This window comes from Haloplanus sp. GCM10025708 (assembly GCF_042663985.1).
In the GTDB taxonomy this organism is placed as follows: domain Archaea; phylum Halobacteriota; class Halobacteria; order Halobacteriales; family Haloferacaceae; genus Salinirarus; species Salinirarus marinus.
This window is the reverse complement of the sequence record NZ_JBHSZA010000011.1, coordinates 143,101-164,671: the sequence shown is the minus strand read 5'-3', so window position 1 is coordinate 164,671 and position 21,571 is coordinate 143,101. Positions and strand designations below refer to the sequence as shown.

Here is a 21,571-nt window from a genome sequence, read left to right as displayed (position 1 = left end):
ATCATCAGTCGAGCGCCTCCACGGGTCGCTTGTTGGCCGCCTTCAAGCGGGGTACAGACCGGCGATCAGCGACGTGCCGACGCCGAAGGCGGCACCGATGGCGACGTATCGGAGGCCGGTGGCGGTGAACGACAGCGGATCGCCCAGGAGCAACTGATTGGCGACCATCCCGACGCCGAGAGCGATCGGAACCCCGACGACGGCACCGACGACGCCCAGGATAGTCGCCTCGGCGACGAGCAGTCGGACGACGGCCGTCTTCGGGTAGCCGACGGCGCGGAAGACGCCGATCTCCCCCTCGCGCTCGATGGCCGACATCAACATCGTGTTGGCGATGGTGACGGCGGCGACGAGCAGCGAGATCGAGCCCACGCCGATGAGGAACTGGTTTATCGTCCGGAACGACCGCTCGAACGCCTCGCGCTGTTGCTGGATCGGGTGGACGTACACCGTGTGCTCGCGGGCGTTGAACTCCGATTCGATGCTGGTGGCGACCTGATCGACGCTCCCCGTCTGGGGGTTCACCCGGACGATCGCGCTGTCGTACTCCCGGTCGTCGAACTGCGAGAGGGGGACGAACACCTTCTGGTCGGCGCGGAGCGGGCCGGCGAACCCCTGCGGTTCGAGGACGGCGACGACGCGGAACGTCCGGTCGAACTCGCCGTCGACGGTCACGGAGAGGCGGTCACCGACCGAGACGTTGTTGTCGTTCGCGATGCGAGAGCCGACGACGACGGTGCGCCGCCAGTTGTCCGGAATCTCCCCCGCGGCGGCGTCGTAGAACTCGCCGGGGTCTTCGAGGCTGGTCACCGACGCCATGGGGATGGCCTCGCCGTCCGTCGTCCGAACGTCCGACTCGAATGACTCGACGACGGGGAGGACCGTCGCGCCGCCGGACGCCTGTCGCATCCGTGCGATTTCGGATTCGGAGAAGGTGCGGTCGCCCTCCCGTTCGTCGTTCGGATTCCAGACGGGGTTCACCGTCGCGGTGCCGCCGAATCCCTCGTAGGCGTCGAGCTGGTCCTGTTTGAACGCCTCGCCGCCGACGCCGATGGCCCCGATGGCGACGACGCCGATGACGACGGCGGCGACGGCCAGTATCGACCGGGCCGACGCCCGCGAGAGGTTCCGGCGCGCGAGGACGAGCGTCGGGAACGACGCGGCGATCCGCCGGAGATATCTCACGGCCGTTCCCCCGTCGACGGCTCACGTGGACCCCTCCGCGGCGGCCTCGTCCGCCGGCCGGACCTCGCCGTCGATGAGGTTGACGACGCGGTCGGCCGCATCGGCGACGTAGGCGTCGTGGGTCACCGTGACGACGGCCACGTCCTCCTCGGCGCGGAACTCGTCGAACAGGTCGAGAATCCGGTCGCCGGTGTCCCGGTCGAGGTTCCCGGTCGGTTCGTCGGCGAGCAGGATGTCGGGGTCGTTGACGAGCGAGCGCGCGATGGCGACGCGCTGTTTCTGCCCGCCCGAGAGTTCGTCGGGGTAGTGGTCCAGTCGGTCGCCGAGGCCGACCCGTTCGAGCAGGTCGGTCGCGCGTTCGCGCGTCCGCTTCGGCGTCCGGTCGAGCATCCGCGGCATCTCGACGTTCTCGACGGCCGTCAGCGTCGGGATGAGGTAGAAACTCTGGAAGACGAAGCCGATGGTGTCCTTGCGCGTGTTCGTCCGCTCGCGGTCCGAGAGCGTCGCGACGTCCGTCCCGCGGAGTCTGACGTCGCCGCGGGTGGGGACGTCGAGCAGCCCGAGGAGGTTCAGCAGCGTCGACTTGCCGCTTCCCGAGGGGCCGACGACGGCGACGAAGTCGGCGGGCGCGATGCCGAAGTCGACGCCTTTCAGCGCCCGGACGAGTTGGCCGCCCGTCTCGTACTCCTTGACGACGTCGTCGCCGCGGATTATCGGCGCGTCGTCGGAGGCGTTCGGAGCCATCTCGGTCACCGTCGCCAGCGATAGACCAGCACGCCGATCACGAGGACGACGGCGGCACCCGCGATCGGAACCAACGGCGGTCCGCCACCGCCGTCGCTTGGATGCGGTCGCCGGACCACTGCCCTTTCGACGGACACCTCGGTCGTGTACGACCGCTCGACGCCGTCGACGACGTACCGGACCTCCACGGGCACCGACGAGACGTTACCCCGGAGGTTCGTCGTGAGCGTGAACGAACTGAAGTCGCTGGCGTCGACGCTGCCGACGAAGTAGTCGGCGGAGCCGACGCGCTCCGCCTCGGCGACTGAGACGACGACGCCCTCGACGGCACTCGTCCCGACGTTGCTCGCCGTCGCCGACAGTTCGAGGCTACCGCCCCGGGCGACGGCGTCGACCCCCGTCAGCGCGATCTCACCGGGGTTCCCGGGGCCGTCGAAGCCCGCGCTGAACGTGCGCGAGACGGACTTCCGGTCGCCGTTCTCGGTGTAGCTGACCGTCACGTTCACCGGGTACTTACCGTTCTCGGGGACGCTGGCGGGGAAGCTAAACGTCGTCGCGTTGCCCGCGACCAGCCGTGCGCGAACGCGCCGGTCGAGCGAGAAGTTCACCTGCGGCGAGGCGACGTCCACCGCGATCTGCTGGACGTCGGTCGGACCGCCGTTGGCGACGGTGACGTTCATCGGCCGGGTCGCACCGGGGACCGCCTCCGCCGTCGAGAGTTCGACCTGCGGCGGGGACTCCTCGACGACGTGGACCGTGACGGGGTGGCGGATGGACACGACCCGCCCCGAGTTGTCGACGCCGTTTACCTTGACCGTGAACGTCTGCCAGCCGGCCTCGTCGACGGTCATCGGCAACGTCACGGTCGTCGACGCGCCAGGGGCGAGCGCTCCCAGGTCGTCGGCGACTTTCGTCCCCGAACCGAGCGGTCCGACGTAGATCTCGTTGATGGTGACGGACTTCCCGGACTCGTCGTAGTTCCGAACGGTGACCTCGACTTCGAACGTCTCCCCCACGACGGGGGTCTGCGGGGTGTGAGTCACGTTCGTCACCGAGACCGACGTCGACTGTGCATCCACTGGCGGTGCCGTGAGGGCCAGAAACGCGGCGAAACAGAGCGCTGCGAGGACGAGCGCTCTGCTGGAGGGCTGTTGGAGTGGCACTGCTGGTACTGGGCTACTATCCGATATTAGGCGTTGCGGTCGCAGGACGCCGCCCGACACACCGGCCAGTGACGTCCGCGATCGACCGGCCGCAATCGGCCAGGGTCTTTTTTAAACAGCGGCGCGCAAGATGTCGGTATGAAATCGACGCGGAAGGGTCTGCGCGACGGCGAGTTGCACAAGGACACGTACGGCCGGCTGACGTGTTCGGAGTGCGAGAAGACGCTCAAGAAACGCAACGACCCCGACGAGATATTCGCCGTGCGGGTCTGTCCCGAGTGCGGGCGGGAGTGGAAGGAACTGCGCTGACTACCGAAAGACGGCGTCGAACGTCCGGGCCCCGAGCGGATCGAAGGTACCGGCGGCGACGTTCTCTTCTACGTGCGTGGTGCGACTCGCGCCTACGAGCGCGGTGGTGACGCCGGGGGCGCTTCGGGCGAAGTTGATGGCGCGTTGTGCCCGCGTATCGCCCGCGAGCGCCGCGTCGATCTCGGAGGGCATCCCCTCACCGACGGCGAGGTCGCCCTGTGCGAGACTCGCGCTGGCGACGACGTGGACGCCCGCCTCGTGGGCGCGTTCGAGCACGGACGTCCGGCCGTCGCCGTCGGGCGTCGGCTGGGAGTCGACCGTGAACGCGTCGGCCATGACGACGTTGAACGGGAGCTGAACGGCCAGAAATCCCGAGTCGTCGTTGCCGACGCGGTCGGCGGCCGCCTCGGCCCGTGCGAGGATTTCGGGGAGGGAGAGGTGTTTCTCGTGGTCGGCAGACACCCGGAACGCCTCCCACGTCGCGACGCCGTAGCCGTACAGGTCGCCCGCCGCGCGGCGACGTTCGAGACGCTCGAAGGCGGCTTCGAGCCGGTCGTAGACCGCCTCGCGGTCGCGGATCTCGAGTTGCGTCTCGGGGTTGTGGACGTAGTAGCAGTCCACGGCGTCGACGCCGAGGTTCGACAGCGACCGGTCGAGCATGGCCTCGACGAAGTTCGGCGCGATACAGTGGCATCCGCGCGCGAGGTCCGACGGGTCGACCAGCCCCGTCTCGACGAACCGCTCGCGGACGTAGGCCGCCGGATCCGCGGGTCTGTCGCCGTCGAACGGGACGAAGCCGCCCTTGGTCGCCACGACGACTGCGTCGCGGTCGACCGACGCGCGTTCGAGGGCGCGGCCGACGACGCGCTCGCTCCGGCCGTGGCGGTAGTTGACGGCGGTGTCGACGTGGTTGATGCCGTGGTCGAGCGCCGTCGCCAGCGCCGCCTCGTACCGGTCGTCAACTTCGTCGGTCGGGTCCCCGAGGTAGGTGCCGATACCGATGCTTGAACAGACGCCCGGGCCGAACCGGCGGAAGTAGGTTCGGCCGAACCGGTCGCCGAACCGGTCGCGGTACGCCCACGTCCCGCGTGTCGTCGCCATGGCCGAGGTAGCCGCCTCGCGGACAAAAGCCCCCGCTTTTTCGCGGTCGCGAGCGGTCCGGCGACTCCGCTCTCCGTGGTCGACGGGGACGGGACGTTTTTCGGCGGCCTCGCCGCCATCGACGAGGAGACGAAACCGCCGCGACCGCCGTCGGATCCCGGTCGCCGGTGTTTTGAGCGACCCGCATCCCCCGTCAGATGTCGCCTTCGAGCGCCTCGAACAGGCGCGATACGAGGGCCGATCGCCGGTCTGCCGCCACGGCGGACTCCTCGTCGGCCGGGTCGATCTGTCCGCCCCCATTCGAGCGTGGCCACCCGCGGTAGCGTTCGGTACGTCCGAAACCGCCGCCTGTAAGGTCCGGCCCATGTGGATTCGGTCGTCGTGCGACCGTCCCGAGAGGTGGATGGTGCCCTCGCGCTCGCCGTAGACGACGGCCGCCGTGACCCCCTCCAGTTTGATGAGTTCGTCCGCCGCCTGCGGCACTGCGTCCACGTTCGACAGCGATCCGACGTCGCTGATGGCGAACGGCCCTTCGACGGTTCGGTTCTCGATGGCCCGCGCTTTCGTCTCCAGGACGTCGGCGCTCACCTGCGGGTTGGCGATGCGTTCGAGGAGCGACTCGTTCACGCCGGGGTAGAGATAGCGGCTGGCGTCGAAGTCGGCGTCCGCCACGCCCGACGTGAGGTGGTTGGTGTCGGTGAGGATGCCGAAGAGAAGCCCGGTCGCGACCTGCGAGGGGATCGGGTAGGTAACGCCCAACTCGCTCTCGTGGCGTTCCGGCGGCACCGGAACGGCGTCCAGGTCACGGAAGTATTTGGCGACGATGGTCGAACAGGCTCCGTACTCGGTCCGAACGTCCGTGAACGTCTCCCCCGACCCGTCCCCGGGGTGGTGGTCGACGACGGCGAAGGGGATGACGGCCTCGGCACCCGTGAACCCGCGTGGTTCGTTGTGGTCGACCAGCACGACTGCCTCCGCGGCCAGCTCCGAGGCCGCCTCGATCTGGACGAGGTCGACGTCGAGGAGGTTCCGGAACGCGCGGTTCTCCTGGTGGCGGACCTGTCCCGCGAACTGGATCGTCGCGTCGACGCCGAGTTCGTCGGCGAGCCGTGCGACGCCCATCGCTGCCGCCATCGCGTCCGGGTCCGGATTCGGGTGGGTCAACACGGCGAGTTCCTCGCGTTCGGAGACAGCGTCGACGAACTGCTTCCCCATCGGCCGGGTGAACTGCTTGAGCGCGTATCCCACAGATCCCACTGCGAGGACGCTTACGACCGCTGCCGCCGCGAGTTCCGGATGCCGCCCCACGAATCCGGCTATCCGACCGACGGCCTCGTCTACCCCAACCGGCATACGTCACCGGTAAGCCCCGAACGATAAGAGTATTCTCCCATTGAATCGCTTCCAATCCGACAGAAATCAGCGGTCGTCGGACCGCCACGACTCGATCGCCGGTCGGTATCCCTCGCGGAAAGTCGGATAGCTGAAGTCGTAGCCCAGTTCGCGGAGTCGCGCGTTCGAACAGCGCTTGTCCGCGAGGATTCGCTGAGCCGCCGACGCCGAGAGGTCGGCGTCGGCGAGGTGCGCTTCCTTCGTCCGCTTCGGTGGCTGCTCGACGCCGCACTCGTCGGCGAGCCAGTCGGCGAACGTCCACTTCGAGACCGGTTCGTCGTCGACGACGAGGAGCACGTCGTCGCGGGCGACGTCGGCGTCGAGGAGATACCGGACCGCGCCGGCGGCGTCGACGCGGTGGACCATGTTCAGATATCCCTCCGTGACTGGCCCCTCCAGATACCGGTCGAGGCGGTATCGATCCGGTCCGTACAGGCCGGCGAAGCGGGCGACGGTGCCGTCGATGCCGTGGTCGGCCGCCGTTTCGAGCGCGACGCGCTCGGCCTCAGCGAGGACATCGGCGCGGGGCGTCGACGGATCGAGCGGCGTCTCCTCGTCCACCCACGCGCCGTCGTGGTCGCCGTAGACGCCCGTACTCGACGTGTAGACGAACCGATCCGGCGAGTCGTCCCGCGCCGCGAACGCCTGGATCGCGGTCCGCATTCCGTCGACGTAGACGTCGCGCGCCGATTCGACGCCCCGGCCGCCGGAACCCGCGGCGAAGACCACCAGTCCGCGTCGGGGACGGCCGCGAGCGAAACCGGGTCGGTGACGTCCGCCTCGACGGCGTCGAAGCCGGCCGCTTCGACGGCGGCCAGTCCCGACTCCGAGCGGCGAACGCCGACGACGTCGTGTCCGGCGGCCGTCAGCTGGCGACCCAACGCCAGCCCGACGTAGCCACAGCCGAGGACGACGGCGCGCATCAGCGGTCGTTCCGTACGGCGATGACCCGGTGGATGGCCGCGAGTTCGGACAGCGTCATCGGATTCCGCCCCTCGATCGCCTGCTGGACTTCCTGTCCCGAGAGGTCGACGCCGTCGTCGAGGTTCGAGGCGACGGTGTCCACGTCGAGGACGCCCGTAGTCATCCCCATCAGGAGGTGATCACGGACTTCGGCGACGACGACGTCCGCCGACGGGGACGCGTCGCCGACCGCGAGGATCGCGGCCGCTTCGGTGAGCGTCACGTCGGGCGACTCGCCGGTAGCGAGCGCCGACACCGTCTCGGCGTCGACGCCGGCGTCGGCCGCGACGGCGTCGACGCCCTGCTCGTCGATGACCGTGCGCAACTCGGCTTCGTACGCCGCCCGGAGGTCCGCAGTGGAGAGCGATCCGGGTTCGTCGGCGGCGTCGTAGAGCATGGTTCAACTGGGGACGCGACGGGGATAACCGTTATCACTCCGAGGGGCACTCGCGGGGGTTCCACGACGTACACGCGGGGCGCGGCCACCCGGCCGACCGCTCGTCCGCGTTGCCGTCGACGTCGCCGACGCCGTTCCCCTTCGGCGGGACGGCGACGGCGACGGCCGTCCGCGTCTCGAACGCGATCCGTTCGTCGCGGCCGAGGCGCTCCTCAACATCGTCGCCGTCCACGTCGAGCGTCACAGACGACCCGTCGCGGACGTACCGCACTCCACCGGGCGTCGCCGGCGTCCCACGGTCGGTACGGAGCGTAAACCGGGCGTACGCGCCGCGGACGTGAACCGTCCAGACGTTGACCGTCGCGTACCAGTAGCCGGGGGCGGGCGCGACGGGGAGCCCCGCAGGAACGGTTCCGAGTGCGTCGCCCGCCCATCGATCTTTGGTCGCCTGCGTCGCGTTCGCCGCGCGACTGGAGATGGCGTCGCTCAGCGCCTGGCGAGCGATTTGGCGACCGCGCGCTGCCGTTCGGTTCGTCACCCGCTCCGACACCGCCGCCGCGTCGCTCTGGGCTGCTCGGCCCATCTCGATGCGCAACCGAGTTTCGATCCGATCGGCGTCGACCGGGCCGAGGGCGTCGGATCGGTCGGTCGCCACGTCGGCGACGTCGGCGGCGAGTGACCCGTTCGACGCCGCGAGCGCTCGGTGGCCCGGTGGTCCCAGCGCTCGAAGGCGTCCCGGACCACCCGCCTTCGCTCGGGACGAGACAGGTCCGTCTCCCGCGCGAGGACGATTTCGCCGCGGCGGTGGACCGGCCGCAGCGCGGCGCGAACCGCGTTCGACAGGTCGTCGCGACGCGTCCGAAGTTCGTCGTCGTCGCCCGCCGCGAGGGTCCGGTCGGCGGTGACGAGAGCGCGTCCAGCGGTGCGGAGCCGGACCGACCTCGGACGATCGAACGCCGCCTTCGCGGCCGTGTCGGCCGCATCGCCGTACGGAACGGTGAAGAGGTTCTCGTTCCGGGCGGTCATCGGATGGTACGACCCGGTCGGCGGGACCGCGGAGACGACGTCGTGGTCGACCGACGAGAGCGTGAGATAGGCGGGGTCGCCGTCCGGGACGAGACGGACGCCGCCCGCCGGCCCGTCGACGCCGACGCGCGATTTCCGACGACCGTGTTCGGCGTCCGACCGGGCGTCGAAAACGCGGTTCAGGTGGCCGAGCGGACTGAATCCGTGGCCCCTGAGAGCGTCGTCGAACGCCGTCGTGGTTTCGCGCGTCGTCGTCGCACGGCGGTCGAGTGCACGGATCGTCCGGTCGAGATACGCTGTCCGCGCGGCTACCCGTGCGCGAGAGGCGACGCCGTCGTACCGGTCGGGCGGCGAGAGCAGTCGCCGGTCGCGGAGACGGTCGGCGAGCGTCGCGGCCGGGTTCGCCCGACGTGTTGCCGTTTCGCCGGCCGAAACGTTCGTCGTGACGTTCTGCACCTGGTTGCGGAGCGACGAGACGTTTTCGTACACCCAGCGGCTGAGGTTTCGCGGGCGCGACCCGTAGACGAAGCCCGACCGTCTGTCGAGCGGGAACTGGCGGACGGCCGTCGGCTGTCGGTCGAGCGATTCGGCGGCGACAGCAACGGCGACGTCGTCGCGTCCGCCCTGTCTCTCGACGAGAAGCGCCCGCGCTTTCTCGCCCGTGTCCGCGAGGTTGGGTCCGCCGAGCGGGCCGCCGCGCTCGAACAGCGGACGTGTCGGACTGTCCGGAGCCGTCGCGTTCGGTGCGTACCTCCCGACGACGGCGACGCCGACGCGGTACCGATTCGTCCACGTAGCGGACGTCGTCGTCGACGAATTCCCCTCTTTCCACGTCCACGTCACCGTCCGGTCGAACGAGACCAGTTGCGTGAACGTCGAGAAGACGTGATCGTCGGCGCGCAGCCGTGGCGACGGCCCGTCCGTCGGCTTCGTCGCGACTTCCGTCGACACCGTCGCGTCGTTCAGCGACCACTCGTCGCCCGGCGAGATCGGGCGAGGCCTCGGTTCCACGTGCGTGTGCACCGTCGCCGTCCGGAGCGAGGCGTTCACGCGGTAGGCGCGTTTCAGGGTCGTCGACAGGCTCGCCCCTCGTTCGCCGGCCAGAAACTCCGAGAGCGCGCGGTCACCCGTCCGTCCGACCGACACCTCGAACGTCCGATTCGGCGTCGCGTTCGACTCGCCGATGTCGAACGTCGCGATCGTCGGACGCGCGGAGCCGGCTTGCTGTCGGGCGTTCGGGCGAGGGAGGACCTTCTGTGACCACTGCCCTCCCGGCACGGCCGTCGGTGCGAGCAGTTCCTTGGCCGCCAAGCGGGACATCGCTCGGCGGAGCCCCCGACGGCCGTCCGGGTCGCTTCGTGCGAACGCCGAGCGTTGGGTTTCGAGAACCGCCCCGTTGGCGGTCACCTCGACGTGCCGGTTCGCCAGCACGTTCTGAACGGGTGTCCCGCCGTACTGCGCGTAGGCGCGCGCCCAGACCACAGGGTAAAGACGAGCCGTCAACCGCCGGCCGAATCCCGGACCGTCGAGCGGACGACGATTCAGTCGTCGCTCGAAACGCGCCGCCCTGTCGTGAAGCGTGAGTACCGGCGTCGCGACGGTGAGCGTCCGGGTCGTCGAATCCTCAACGACGGGATCGCCGTTCCGGTGGGCAGCGACGGTGACGTTCCGGATCGTCACGCGCAGTGCCGTTCCGTTCTCGACGCCACGAATCCGAACCCGGCGTTTCGCCTCGCGGAGCGTCCGTACGTCCGGCGTGGCCGGAAGCGACGCGGTCGCTCTCACGTCTCGATGGCGGTACTGGACCGTCCGGAGTCGGTCGCGCGCCGCGAGGTAGATGCGAACGCGCAGCGCGTCACGGAACGGTTGCGACGGATCGAGAATCTGTCCGGTGGGCGTATCGGCGGGCGTCGTCACCGGTTCGAGCGCGGCCGCCCGGGCCGCGTCGGCGACGGCCGATCGGAGCGCGGGCGCGACGTCGGCACTGGCTCGCTGCATCGCCGTATCCACGGCTTCGTTCGTCCGCATCGGCCCGCGCGTCGAGAGCGTCGCCGAGAACCCGGTCGCGCCGATCAGCAACAGAACGCCGACGAGGGCGAAGGGAATCCGGGCGCGCCGGTCGTCTGCTGGCCGCATCAAGACCACGTCCTCACGACGATGCGGACGCTCCCGACGCGAACCGACCGGGCGGCGGCGACCGGATCAGCAAACGACGCGCGAAGGCCGCGTTCGAGGCGGTCGGCGAGTGCCGCGGTCAGCCGCTCGTTTGCCGCGTACATCTTCCCGCTACGCAGGTCCCTCGTCGGAGGTTCGCCGACGAGTGCCTCGACCCGCCGGTACCGACGGCGGGCCGTCTCCGCCGCCGTCGACGTCTCTTGCAGGGCAAACCGCGTGCGCTCCGGAGGGAACATTCCGGTTACCGTCCGGTCGGCGGTGACGTTGGCGACGCCGGACATGCCGTCGCGCTCGGCGGCGTCCAGCGCCGCGTCGCGGGCGGTCGGATAGCTGCTCGGAACCGTGAGCACCGCGGCGTGTACGGCGACGTTCGGCGGAGGCCGACCCCCGACCAGCACCTCGCCCCGTATCCCGACTCCGCGAACCGGCCGCCAGACTGCGTGGACGCTCGTCCGATTCGCTCGGACGACCCGCTGGACGCGACGGACGATTCGACGGCGGAACCCGTCGTGTGCGCGGGTCGTCCGCTCTCCGTCGACGGTGACGTTCGCGACCGCCGCCCGCGCGAGGAGGCCAGCGAGGGTCCCGTGAGTCGCCCGGTCGAGCGACGCGTCGATCGATCCGCTATCGCCCGATTCGGAGGCGTTCGCGGACGTCAGCGAGTAGTTCACCGTCGCCGTCGTCGTCGCCAGCGTCTCGGCGACGGCGTCGGCACGGCCGTCTCCCGCCGGCGTCTCGGGCGTCGACGTGACGACGGTGACAACTGCGGCGCTCACCAGCAGGAGGCACAACGTCGCGTCGAGGACGGAACTCGTCACGACCACACCTCCACGCGGAGTCGTCCGGGGACGACCCGCGCCGGGCCGAGGCGGACGCTCACGAGACGGCTCGCACCCTCGGCGGTAGGGGGCGGCGTCGGACCGACGCCCCACTGCTCGCCGCCGGCCCTGACAGAGAGGTTGCGTCGGTAGCCGGCGGGGCCGGCGTCGTGGCCGTCCGCGAGCCGTGACGGTGCGACGACGCCGTCGGGGGCGACGGTGTCGTAAACGCGCGCGAGCGTCGGCGGAGCGATCTCGCGGTCGGATTCGGGCATCGCCCCGTGGAGGACGTCGGCGTAGAGGCCGACGCCCGCACAGACGACGAGGACGGCCGCGAGGGCCGCCGTCGGTTCGACCTGTGCTCTACGCGCCGACGAGCGTGACATCGTCACCTCCCACGCGCAGCCGGCGGACGACGAGCGGCCCGTCCGACTCGATCCATCGAGGCCGCCGATTCCGGGCGTCCCGGAGCGCCTTACGGAACGCCGCGCCGGAGTCGTAGACGTGCCCCGGCGACGCGCCGTAGAGCACGTCCGAAAGCGCGGTCCCCCTCGGAACGGGCGTCACGGGACCGAACGCGAACGTGGCGTGTGTCGTTCCGGCGTCGTTTCGGAGACCGATCTGTCGGCGACCGAGGCGGACCGCGTCGGCGTCGAGTGGATGTTCGGCCGTCGCGGTGTACTCGGCGCTGGCGACGCGGTCGACCGTCCCGGCGACGCCGGCGGCGTCCGGCGGGGGCGTCATCGGGAGGGCGGCTGCGACGCCGAACACGGCGACGCTCGCCGCCGCGAGGCCGAGCCACGTGTACCACGCGTCCACTGGAACGTCGAGCATAGGCCGGGGTGGTCCCGTCTTTCGACTTAAACCTCCGCTACAGGAACAGGCCGGCAGCGACGAACCCGGCGAGGAACGTCGGCGTCGCCAGCAGAAGCGCTACACCGACGCGATAGCCGATGAGCGCGCGATCCAACCCACGCGATAGCCCCGTCGTGAGCGTCGTCAGAATCGCCGTTAGCAACAGGACGTAGACGCCGATGGCCGCGCCGAGATCCGGAACGGCGATGGACGCACCCGCCAACCGCGTCGCCTCACCGGTCCGGACCAGACGCTCCGCGAGAGCGACGGTCGATCCGCCGACGAGTGGTGCGAACACCGCCGCCGTGTTTCCGAGCGTGTCGGTCACGGACGCGAGTTCACGCCGAGCGTCCCGTTCGGCCTGCCGGAGTTCCGTGAGCTGATCGGCGGTGGCGACGATCGCCTCCCCGGCGGGTCGCCCCTCCGTCGCCGCGAGCGAGAGCAACGCCGCCGCCCCTTTCGTCCGCGGACTCGGCAGGGCCGCGAGCGATCCGCAGTCGCCCAGAAACGCCTCGCGAACGCCTACGCGGAGGCGTCGCTGGAGGCTCGCCGTCTCGGAGAGGACGTCCCCCGTGGCTCCGGTGAGTTCGTCGCCAGCGTGGTCGAGCGCCGTCTCGACTGCCTCGCCCTCCACGACGCGCTGGCCGACGAGATAGAGCGCGTCGTCGAGGGCGGATTCGACGTCTCGGACGCGATCACGAACGGCCTTCACCGGGCGATACCGGACGACGAGCGCGCAGCCGAAGCCGAGACCGACGGCCGCGACGGGGCTCGCCCACGAGGCGACGACGGCCGAACTCACCCACCAGCCAGCAGCGCCACCCGCGACACCGGCCAGCATCGGGAGCCAGTCGCCGTCCGGGATGTCGGGGTGGTCGCCCCCAACTCGCGGGGGTGGGAACGCGACCGGACGGCGAGCGAACAGCCAGATCGTCGTCCAGCAGAGCGCCAGCGGCAACAGCACGTCGTAGAACGCGACGAAGCCGAGCAGCGAGACGCGAACGCCGGCGGCCCGGGCGGCCGGGAGAACCCCGACCAGCGCCAGCGGCAGGAGGACGCCGAAAGCGTACACCCCCGTCACCGGGCCGCGAACGTTCCCCGCGAAGTCGGCCATCTCGTCGCCGACGCCGTCGAGGACGGCCGACATCGACCGATCGAGCGTCCGATCCCGTTCCTCGGCTGGTGCGTCGGCCGCCGACTCGACTAAACTGACCGCTCGGGACAGCGACGGGAACCACTCCCCCACTCGGTCGCGAAGCCGTCCAGCCCGGTTTCGGGCGTCCCCGCGGTTCGCCGGGCATGATCACCGAGGCTCTCGGCGAGCGCGCCGTCTCCCGTTCGCGCGGCGAACGTCGCCGCGCGTTCGACCGTCGGTTCGATCCGCATTCGGAGGACGACCCGTCCCACGAGACCCGTGACCGATCCGAGCGTCCGGGTGCGTTCGAGCGTCGCCAGCACGACGGGAGTCCGGTGGACGGCGTGGGTGACGCCCGCACCGCCCGCGAGCGCGGCGGCGACGACGAGCGGCCAGGACGGCACGGCGAGCAATCCAACCGCGATGAGGGCGACGGCCGTCGGGAGGAACGCCACGTAGCCGGCGCGGACGACCGTCTCGGCCGCGAGGTCGCTCCCGAGAAAGCCGAGCGCTCGATCGAGTTCCCCGCTCGTCTCGACGTCTTTCGGACACGCGCGTGCGAGCGCTCGAACGACGTCGACGAGCGTCATGCGGACCACCCGGTGGACGTCACGCCGACCACCGTGCCCCGACGTCGAGGTCGTCGACTCGCGTCCGCCCGGTCCGCGCGAGGTCGGCGAGTCGGGCTTCGCGGTCGTCGAGGGCCGACCGGACGTCGGCGTAGGATTCGGCCGGCTTGGCGAGGTCCGCGACGAGACGACTGTCGCCGCGAGCGATAGCACCCGTCGATTCGAGCGCGCCGTCGACGTCCGCGAACAGCGACGCGAAGTGGACGCCGTCGGCGTCGTGTCGGACCTCCTCGACGGCGACGACGCGGCGTGACTCGCCCGCCGCGAGCGACACCACGAGGTCGGTCGACGCGAACGACGACTCGGGTATCCCCAGATCCGTCACCACGCGTTCCCGGACGGCCTCGGCCCCGTCGCCGTGGATGGTGCCGAGCACCGCCCCGCTACTCGCGCCGACGCGCATCGCTTCGTACAGCGTCGCCGCCTCCTCGCCGCGCACCTCGCCGACGACGAGCGCGCCGTCGCCGAGACGGAGCGCGGTTCGGAGCGCCTCGGTCGCGGACAGCGACGGGCCGTCGGCGCTCGTCTCCGTCCGGAGCGTCTGGACGTCGCGGCCGGCGTCCCGGAGGGCGGCGATGGGGAGTTCGGGCGTGTCCTCGACGACGACGGACCGCACCGACCGCGGCAACTCCCAGAGGAGCGCACCGAGGAGCGTCGTCTTCCCGGCACCGCGTGGCCCGGCGACGAGGCCGGCCGCCGATCGCTCGACGGCCAGCGAGAGGAGGGCGGCAGCGTCGGCCGGCACCGTCCCGTTCTCGACGAGTGCGGGGAGCGTCCACGCGTCGTCGCCGTGCGTGCGGAACGCGAATCCGTAGCCGTCGCTCGCGGGAGCGGTCACGCCGGCGACGCGGACGCGACCGCCGTCCGGCGCGTCCACGACGGCGTCGAGAGTCGGAGTCGCCCGCGAGAACGCTCGACCGCTCGCCCGCCGGAACCGAGAGGCGAGTGCGGCGGCTCCGTCCGGAGTCAGCCAGAGGTTCGTCCGGACTCGGTCGTCGTCGAGGCGCACCCGGACCGGATTCTCCGTGACGGGCGCTGTCACGACGACGTCGGAAACGCGCGGGTCGGCGAACACGTCGTCGAGGACGCCGCGACCTCGCGTGTGCTTTCGCAGGACGCGCGCGAGCGTCTCGACCGGGTCGCGGTCGTCGGCGACGCGCCGGACCGCCCGGCCGGGGGCGCGTTCGCCGCCCGAGACGCCACCCGTCGCCAGCGTCTCGTAGGCCGCCGCGAGCGTCGCCATCTCGTCGTCCGAGAGGTCGGCCTCCACCGGCGAGAGATCGTAGTATCGCCCCGTCCGCGTCTCGTAGAGGCGGACCGTCGCCCCCGTTTCGAGGTCCCGACGATCGACGAGCGTCGCGTCGTCGGGGGCTCGGACGTCGCGCCGACTCCCGGCGAACGTCGGCGCGACGGCGTACGGGAGCGCGTCGTCGTAGCCGTCGGCGCGGGCCGCACACTCCGCGAGGCCCGTTTCGGCGGCGATTCGAGCGACGGGACCGGCACGCCCCGCTGCGTCCCGGGCCGCACCAAGGGGATCGCGTCGCGCGCGGTCGGCCAGCGTCTCGTCGTGGAACCGCGCGCGTTCGACGAAGCGCCCGGCCGCGAGCAACGTCGCCGCCGCGCCGTCGTCGTAGATGCGTTCCCGACCGGCTGCGCGGGTACGCACGACGTCGGCGTCGCGGGTCGAGAACGCGTCGACGACCGTCTCCCGACAGTCGGGAGACGCGGCGAGGTCGCCTCCGCCGGGGCAGTCGCCGCTCTCGACGACGAGTTCGACGCCGGCGGACGCGCCGGCAGTCGTCTCGAACGAGGCCCGACAGCGACAGTCGACAGCCGAGGATTCGTCGTCACCGGCGAACGGGAGCGTCGCCAGCGCGGATAGTGACTGCATGGGCCGTCGTGGTCACCTCTCCGTATTTGAATCCCGGGGCGGATCGGCGTCGCCGGCACGCCGGACCACGACGACGGCGACGCCCCGATCCCGGACCAGCGACAGACGGAGGCGGTGCCGTCCCGCCTCGCGAAAGACGACCGGGCCGCCCGGCGTCCGCAGATCCACCCCCGAGAGCCGAACCGTCCGCGCCGTCTGACCGGCGACGCGATACGCGACGGCGTTCTCGTCGCCGGTGCCGTTCGGTCGACCGCCGACGGCGAAATACGACACCGGCGCGTCGCCCCACCCGTCGGCCGGCAGACGAAACTCGACGACGCGTCGCGCTCCCGAAACGCCGGGGAGACGGGTCCTCGGCGGCGATGAGCGTCCGCATCGTCCGTTCGACGTCCGTCGCCGTCGCGTCGAGACGGGTCGCCGTCCGCTCGGCGCTCCCCTCGTCTATCGCCGGCGCAGCGACGCCGAAAAGCGCCACGGTGAGGGCGACGGTGAAGACGACGCGTATCACAGTGCGTTCCGGATGCGTTCGACGAGCGGGGCCGGATCGTCGGCCTCGGCGTCGTCGCCGTCTCCGTCGACCGCGGCTTCCACGGGACCCGAGTCGAGCCGTTCGACGGTCAGCGCCGGATCGTCGACCAACTGGGATTCGAGGCGGGAAACGGCGGCGAGGGCGGCATCGGCCCGGCGTTCGACCGATTCGTCGACCGCGCTGACGCCACCGAGGTAGCCCCGGAGCGCCTGCAGTTCGGCTTCGACGTCGGCGATGCGGTCGTCGAGGTCGGCGACGTCGGCTTCCACGTCGTCGATGCGGGCGCTCGCTTCCGCCGCGGAGGCGAGGTCGCGAGTGTCGGTGTCGCCGTCGGTCACGGCGCGTTCGACGGCGGCGAGTCGTTCGGTCAGGGAGTCCGCGTCCATGGCCCGGGGTGGGCGCGGTATCGTTTGTAAACCTTCGTCTGGGAAGGTTCAAGGGGTTCAGCGGAACCACTGGAGCATGAAGTCCGTCCTGATTGGTGTCGGACAGGCGGGCGGCAAAGTCGCCCGAGCGTTGTCCGACTTCGACTCCCGAAACGGCTTCGGCGCGGTTCGCGGTGCCCTCGCGGTGAACAGCGCCTCCTCCGACCTCCGTTCGATCCCCTTCGAGACGGTGCTCGTCGGACAGGCGAAAGTCAACGGCCACGGCGTCGGCGGCGACAACGAACTCGGCGCGGAGGTCATGCGCGACGACGTCGAGGAAGTGATGGGTGCCATCGACGGCCGGGTGACCGCCGAGGCGGAGGCCATCTTCGTCGTCGCGGGACTCGGCGGCGGCACCGGCAGCGGCGGTGCGCCCGTCCTCGTCCAGCAACTCCAGCGCGTCTACGAAATCCCCGTCTACGGCATCGGCATCCTCCCCGGGGCCGACGAGGGCGCGATGTACCAGATCAACGCCGGCCGCTCGCTCAAGACGCTCGTCCGCGAGGCGGACGCGACCCTCCTCGTCGAGAACGACGCCTGGCGCGAGGCCGGCGAGAGCCTCGAATCCGGCTACGAGGCCATCAACGAGGCCATCGCCCGTCGGGTCGGACTGTTGCTCGCGGCGGGCGAATCCGTCGATGGCGTCGCCGAATCGGTCGTCGATTCGAGCGAGATCATCAACACGCTGCGCAGCGGCGGCGTCGCGGCCCTCGGCTACGCCGAGGCGCTCGTCGGCGACGACGGCGCGGCCGACGTCAACACCGTGACGAGCACGACCCGGCAGGCGCTCAAAACCGGGATGAGTCTCCCCGACACGGACCGCGCCGAGACGGCCCTCCTCGTCGTCGCCGGTCGCCCCGACGCCATCTCGCGGAAGGGCGTCGAACGCTCCCGCAAGTGGCTCGAAGAGGAGATCGAGACGATGCAGGTCCGCGGCGGCGACTTCCCGCTGTCGAGCGACAAAGTGGCGTCGCTGGTGTTGCTCGGCGGCGTCACGGGGTCGGAGCGGATGGACCGTTTCATGGAGCGTGCGAAACAGGCGACGCGCGAGGCCGACGAGCGCGAGAGTCAACGCCGCGGAGACGCCGCGTCGGCGTTCGAAACCGACGAACTGGACAGCCTGATCTGATACGGCCGGTATCGGACCGACTCGGCGTCGACTGTCGGAACCCAGTTTCGACCGTCCGCGAAGCTACTTCGTTGGAACGAGGCTCGCGCCGTCGAACTCGGTGCGCGCGAACTCGACGTCCATCAGGTCGAGGATGGTCGGCGCGATGTCGAGCAGGTCGGCGTCGACGATCGAGGCCGCGGGGTCATCGACGAACAGCGACGCGTCGTCGAAACTGTGCATCCCGTTCCGGGGGCCGGTGTCGAAGACGTCCTCGTGGCCCTTGAATCCCGCCTTGAGGTCGAACCCCTCGTTCGGGATGGCGACGAGATCCGGCGCGATGTCGTCGTGGTCGCCGCGGAAGGCGTCTTCCTTCTCGACGACGCGGGCGCAGACGGTCCGTCCGTCGGGGCCTTCGAGGCCCTCCAGCATCTCCTTGAGTTCGGCGCGTTTCTCCTCGTATTCGGACTCCGGAACGCTCCCACGGGGTTCGCGCCCTTCGAGGTTGAGGTAGAAGCGGCCGGGGATGAGCGAGTACGCCGTCGTCTCCTCGGCGATGTCGTCCAGGTCAGTGTGATCGTCGTCCGCGTAGGAGAGCCACCCCTGTTCTTCGAGCCACGCGTTCAGGTGGACCTCGTGATCGAGCGACATGAAGCCGTGGTCGCTGGCGACGACGAGGGTCACGTCGTCGGGAAGCATCGTCCGGATTTCGCCGATGTAGGCGTCGACCGTCCGGTAGAACTCCATGAACGCCTCCTTGTTCGGCCCGTCGCGTTCGTAATCCTCGAACAGGAAGTGGTTGACCCGATCGGTGGTCATGAAGACGCCGAAAAAGAGGTCCCAGTCGTCCTGCTGGAGGTAATGAGAGAACGCCTGAAACCGGGTTTCGAGCGTCTCGTTGGCGTCGTCGACGAACTCGCTTTTGTCCTCCTTGTGACCGAGTTTGGCGTTCACGTCGATGGCGTAGTCGATGGACTGGAGGTACTCCCGGAGTTCGTCGGGGTAGGCCGCCTTGTCGACGCCCGGCGAGAGAAAGCCGGACGCCATCCGCTGGACGTTCCGCTGTGGCGGGAACGTCACGGGGACGTTCAACACCGTCGCCTGCCGGCCCTCGTCGGCGAGGCGGTCCCAGAGGCGCGGTGCCTGCACGTCCCGCCCCATCGGGACGTAGGTGTCGTACGAGCCAACTTCGCGGTCCTGGAAGCCGTAGACGCCGGTCTCGCCCGGATTGACGCCCGTCGTGAGCGCCGGCCAACACGCGCTCGACTCCGGGGGGACGATGCTATCGATCTCGCCGGCGCTCCCCTCGTCGGCGAGCGCCGCGAAGTTGGGAAACTCCTCCCGGTGTTCGTCGAGGAGACTGAACGGCACCCCGTCGACGCCGATGAAAGCGACACGCGGATGATCCGTGCCGCGGAGGCGGTCGAACAAACCCATACCCTCGAATATCGCTGAGACGCATAAGAAACTTCGTTTCGAGTCGAAGCTCGCCCGTAGACGTGACGCTGTTAGGCGACCGTACCCAACGGGACCGTCGAGGGCGGCCGGAGTCGGATCGAAATCAAGAAAACCGGGAGACGGCGGGCTGTTAACCGGACGTACCAAATCCCCTATTAGCGCTTCGTGCCTCTAGGCGGCCATGAGCACGAGTCCCGCGACGACCGACCTCTCGGAGAAACAGCACCGCATTCTCCGGTATCTGCGCGAGAACGGCCGGACGAAGACCTACTTCAAATCCCGCCTCATCGCCGACGACCTGGGGTTGACGGCGAAAGAGGTCGGCGCAAACATGACCGCGATCCGAACGGGCGAGTTCGACGTCGACGTCGAGAAGTGGGGCTACTCCTCGGGCACGACGTGGAAAGTGAGCGTTTAAGGGTCGTACCGGATGTACGCGTCGGCGTCGGTCGCGAACGACGCCGCATCCACGCCGAACGAGTCCGCGTAGCGGACGAGCAACGTGATGAGCGTCTCCGGCCGTTCGACCGCGTAGCCGTCGTCGCGTGAGAGCAGTCCCACCTCGGCGAGTTCCTTCGCGTACGTGCTCACCGTCGCGCGCGAGACGCCGAGCGTCGCCGCGAGGTCGCTCCCCGAGGCGGAGGGGTCGCGCAACAGGGCGAGCACCATCCCGCGAGGCGTCTCGCGGCGGAGGTAGCCAAGCGCCGTCTGTTCGAACGCGGAGAACCGCTCGGCCGGGAAGAATCGCCGGTAGTCGCCGTCGCGACGGGATTCGACGACCCCGTCGTCGACGAGTCGCCGGAGGTGGTGTTGGGTCTCGCCGGTTCCGAGTTTCAGGTCGTCGCGAACCTTCGAGAAGTGCGCGCCGGGCGTCGTGGCGAGGTAGCCGACGATGGCGTCGCGGACGTCGCTGCGGGCGTCGTCGTCGTCGCCGCCGCGCAGCCCGGCGAGGGCGTCGCTGCGCCGAGCGCCGCGAACCGGCGCAACGTCGCCCGCTTGTCGGTGTCTACCCCGCGTTCCGTCATCGACCTCCGATAGGTGTCACCGAAGTAAAAGGGTTTGGACTACCCGGATCCCGACTCCGTCTCGGTTTCCGTCTCCCGTTCGGCGTCCACCTCGGCGCTCGTCTCGGCGGTCTCCTCCTCACCCGCCTCCTCGATGACCTCGTCGGCGCTCCTGATACCCGTGTCGGCCCCCGATTTGATGGCCTCGGCCTCCTTCTCCAGTTCCTCGACGTCCATCTCGGCGGCCTCGTCGATCTGTCCGAGCATCTCGTCGATGTCGTCGAGGCCGAGCATCTCGCGGGTCTCCTCGTCGAATTCGAGGCTGTCCAGCCCCTCGTACTCCTGAACGTCGCTCCCGGTGAGATGTTTGCCGTAGCGGCCGACCAGCGAGGAGAGTTCCTGGGGCAGGACGAACGTCGTCGACTCACCCTCGCCGATGCGTTCGAGCGTCTCCATCCCGCGTTCGATGACGGCGCGTTCGCCCATCGACTCGGCCGACTTCGCCCGCAGGACGGTGGAGATGGCGTCGCCCTGCGCCTCGAGCACCTGGGACTGCTTTTCGCCCTGTGCGCGGATGATGTTCGACTGCTTGTCGCCCTCCGCTTTCTCGACCGCGGAGCGTCGCTCGCCCTGCGCTTCCAGAATCATGGCACGGCGGCGGCGTTCGGCGCTCGTCTGCTGTTCCATCGCCTGCTGGACCTCCTGCGAGGGGTTGACTTCGCGCACCTCGACGCTCTCGACGCGGACGCCCCACTCGTCGGTCGGTTCGTCGAGTTCCTTGCGGATGCGCGCGTTTATCTCCTGGCGCTTGTTCAGCGTGTCGTCGAGTTCCATGTCGCCGAGGACGGCCCGCAGGGTGGTCTGGGCGAGGTTCGAGACGGCGCGCTTGTAGTCGTCGACTTCGAGGAACGCCTTCTTGGCGTCCATCACCTTGATGTAGACGACGGCGTCGGCCGTGACCGGGGAGTTGTCGCGCGTGATCGCCTCCTGGCGCGGGACGTCGAGCGTCTGGGTGCGCATGTCGAACGCGTACGTCCGGGAGACGAACGGCGGGACGAAGCTAATACCCGGTTCGAGTAGCCGGCGATACTCGCCGAAGACGGTGAGGGCTTTCTTCTCGTAGGCGTCGACGATCTCGACCATCTGCCAGACGGTGACGATGGCGAGCAACAGGACCAACACGCCCACGACGAGGGGCGCGAGGCCGACGTTCATCTGTAAGGCGGGGGCCACGAACATGGCCGAGGGTTCGGACGACGGTCCC

20 protein-coding genes and 3 pseudogenes are annotated in these 21,571 nt (G+C 69.9%); 3 read left to right on the top strand and 20 right to left on the bottom strand.

The genetic code is table 11. The annotated features are described in order from the left end of the window. Positions 1–42: 42 nt before the first annotated feature. From ACFQJD_RS03805 to ACFQJD_RS03795, 3 genes are read right to left on the bottom strand one after another with little or no spacing between them, the layout of a single operon-like run. Complete coding sequence (locus ACFQJD_RS03805) at positions 43–1,185, bottom strand: ABC transporter permease (RefSeq protein WP_379796281.1); 1,143 nt, start codon at positions 1,183–1,185, stop codon at positions 43–45. A 21-nt stretch (positions 1,186–1,206) separates the two neighbouring features. After that, positions 1,207–1,929, bottom strand: a complete 723-nt coding sequence (locus tag ACFQJD_RS03800; protein ID WP_379796279.1) for an ABC transporter ATP-binding protein — start codon at positions 1,927–1,929, stop codon at positions 1,207–1,209. Positions 1,930–1,934: 5 nt separating this feature from the next. Next, entirely contained in the window at positions 1,935–3,092 is a 1,158-nt protein-coding gene (locus tag ACFQJD_RS03795) for a hypothetical protein (protein WP_379796277.1), read from the bottom strand. Between the two features lie 138 nt (positions 3,093–3,230). Between ACFQJD_RS03795 and ACFQJD_RS03790 the strand changes: the two genes are divergently transcribed. Continuing rightward, on the top strand, positions 3,231–3,401 hold the full coding sequence (locus ACFQJD_RS03790; RefSeq protein WP_379796275.1) for an HVO_0758 family zinc finger protein: 171 nt from the start codon (positions 3,231–3,233) through the stop codon (positions 3,399–3,401). Here ACFQJD_RS03790 and ACFQJD_RS03785 read toward each other — a convergent pair whose 3' ends face one another. The 14 genes and pseudogenes from ACFQJD_RS03785 to ACFQJD_RS03720 form a co-directional block, all read right to left on the bottom strand. Continuing rightward, positions 3,402–4,502 carry an aldo/keto reductase gene (locus tag ACFQJD_RS03785; protein WP_379796273.1) on the bottom strand — a complete coding sequence of 367 codons (1,101 nt, stop codon included), beginning with the start codon at positions 4,500–4,502 and terminating at the stop codon, positions 3,402–3,404. 193 nt (positions 4,503–4,695) lie between these two features. Then, positions 4,696–5,855, bottom strand: a pseudogene (locus tag ACFQJD_RS03780) (DHH family phosphoesterase). Positions 5,856–5,921: 66 nt separating this feature from the next. Then, positions 5,922–6,817, bottom strand: a pseudogene (locus ACFQJD_RS03775) (SDR family oxidoreductase). Continuing rightward, positions 6,817–7,254 (bottom strand): DUF5791 family protein, encoded by a 438-nt coding sequence (locus ACFQJD_RS03770; protein ID WP_379796271.1) that lies wholly within the window; start codon positions 7,252–7,254, stop codon positions 6,817–6,819. The pseudogene ACFQJD_RS03775 and the gene ACFQJD_RS03770 overlap by 1 nt, the downstream one beginning before the upstream one ends. A 34-nt stretch (positions 7,255–7,288) precedes the next feature. Next, positions 7,289–7,837, bottom strand: a complete 549-nt coding sequence (locus ACFQJD_RS03765; protein ID WP_379796269.1) for a DUF7286 family protein — start codon at positions 7,835–7,837, stop codon at positions 7,289–7,291. Beyond that, positions 7,789–10,416, bottom strand: a complete 2,628-nt coding sequence (locus ACFQJD_RS03760) for a DUF7286 family protein (RefSeq protein ID WP_379796268.1) — start codon at positions 10,414–10,416, stop codon at positions 7,789–7,791. The genes ACFQJD_RS03765 and ACFQJD_RS03760 overlap by 49 nt, the downstream gene beginning before the upstream one ends. Further along, positions 10,416–11,273 carry a DUF7284 family protein gene (locus ACFQJD_RS03755; protein WP_379796266.1) on the bottom strand — a complete coding sequence of 286 codons (858 nt, stop codon included), beginning with the start codon at positions 11,271–11,273 and terminating at the stop codon, positions 10,416–10,418. Before ACFQJD_RS03755 ends, ACFQJD_RS03760 begins: the two co-directional genes overlap by 1 nt. After that, on the bottom strand, positions 11,270–11,659 hold the full coding sequence (locus tag ACFQJD_RS03750) for a DUF7285 family protein (protein ID WP_379796264.1): 390 nt from the start codon (positions 11,657–11,659) through the stop codon (positions 11,270–11,272). Before ACFQJD_RS03750 ends, ACFQJD_RS03755 begins: the two co-directional genes overlap by 4 nt. After that, positions 11,637–12,107 (bottom strand): DUF7283 family protein, encoded by a 471-nt coding sequence (locus ACFQJD_RS03745; RefSeq protein WP_379796262.1) that lies wholly within the window; start codon positions 12,105–12,107, stop codon positions 11,637–11,639. The genes ACFQJD_RS03750 and ACFQJD_RS03745 overlap by 23 nt, the downstream gene beginning before the upstream one ends. 37 nt (positions 12,108–12,144) lie before the next feature. Next, on the bottom strand, positions 12,145–13,374 hold the full coding sequence (locus tag ACFQJD_RS03740) for a type II secretion system protein (protein WP_379796260.1): 1,230 nt from the start codon (positions 13,372–13,374) through the stop codon (positions 12,145–12,147). Continuing rightward, on the bottom strand, positions 13,332–13,853 hold the full coding sequence (locus tag ACFQJD_RS03735; RefSeq protein ID WP_379796258.1) for a hypothetical protein: 522 nt from the start codon (positions 13,851–13,853) through the stop codon (positions 13,332–13,334). Before ACFQJD_RS03735 ends, ACFQJD_RS03740 begins: the two co-directional genes overlap by 43 nt. 19 nt (positions 13,854–13,872) lie before the next feature. Beyond that, positions 13,873–15,783, bottom strand: coding sequence for an ATPase, T2SS/T4P/T4SS family (locus ACFQJD_RS03730; protein WP_379796256.1), 1,911 nt, complete (start codon positions 15,781–15,783; stop codon positions 13,873–13,875). A gap of 12 nt (positions 15,784–15,795) precedes the next feature. Then, positions 15,796–16,056 carry a DUF7311 family protein gene (locus tag ACFQJD_RS03725; protein WP_379796254.1) on the bottom strand — a complete coding sequence of 87 codons (261 nt, stop codon included), beginning with the start codon at positions 16,054–16,056 and terminating at the stop codon, positions 15,796–15,798. Positions 16,057–16,287: 231 nt separating this feature from the next. Beyond that, on the bottom strand, positions 16,288–16,698 hold the full coding sequence (locus ACFQJD_RS03720; RefSeq protein WP_379796252.1) for a DUF7310 family coiled-coil domain-containing protein: 411 nt from the start codon (positions 16,696–16,698) through the stop codon (positions 16,288–16,290). A 76-nt stretch (positions 16,699–16,774) separates the two neighbouring features. On the opposite strand from ACFQJD_RS03720, the gene ACFQJD_RS03715 reads away from it, so the two are divergent. Beyond that, positions 16,775–17,866, top strand: a complete 1,092-nt coding sequence (locus ACFQJD_RS03715) for a tubulin/FtsZ family protein (protein ID WP_379796250.1) — start codon at positions 16,775–16,777, stop codon at positions 17,864–17,866. A gap of 63 nt (positions 17,867–17,929) precedes the next feature. Here the strand turns inward: ACFQJD_RS03715 and ACFQJD_RS03710 are convergent, their stop codons facing one another. After that, the gene (locus tag ACFQJD_RS03710; protein ID WP_379796248.1) at positions 17,930–19,282 is read right to left on the bottom strand and encodes an alkaline phosphatase family protein; all 1,353 of its coding nucleotides are present in this window, start codon (positions 19,280–19,282) and stop codon (positions 17,930–17,932) included. Positions 19,283–19,484: 202 nt separating this feature from the next. Between ACFQJD_RS03710 and ACFQJD_RS03705 the strand changes: the two genes are divergently transcribed. Further along, positions 19,485–19,721: a DUF7123 family protein gene (locus ACFQJD_RS03705; protein WP_379796246.1), complete on the top strand. Its 237-nt coding sequence runs from the start codon at positions 19,485–19,487 to the stop codon at positions 19,719–19,721. Here ACFQJD_RS03705 and ACFQJD_RS03700 read toward each other — a convergent pair. Beyond that, a pseudogene (locus ACFQJD_RS03700) lies at positions 19,718–20,328 on the bottom strand (winged helix-turn-helix transcriptional regulator). The gene ACFQJD_RS03705 and the pseudogene ACFQJD_RS03700 sit on opposite strands and share 4 nt — an antisense overlap. A 39-nt stretch (positions 20,329–20,367) precedes the next feature. After that, positions 20,368–21,546 (bottom strand): SPFH domain-containing protein, encoded by a 1,179-nt coding sequence (locus tag ACFQJD_RS03695; RefSeq protein WP_379796244.1) that lies wholly within the window; start codon positions 21,544–21,546, stop codon positions 20,368–20,370. Positions 21,547–21,571 lie beyond the last annotated feature (25 nt).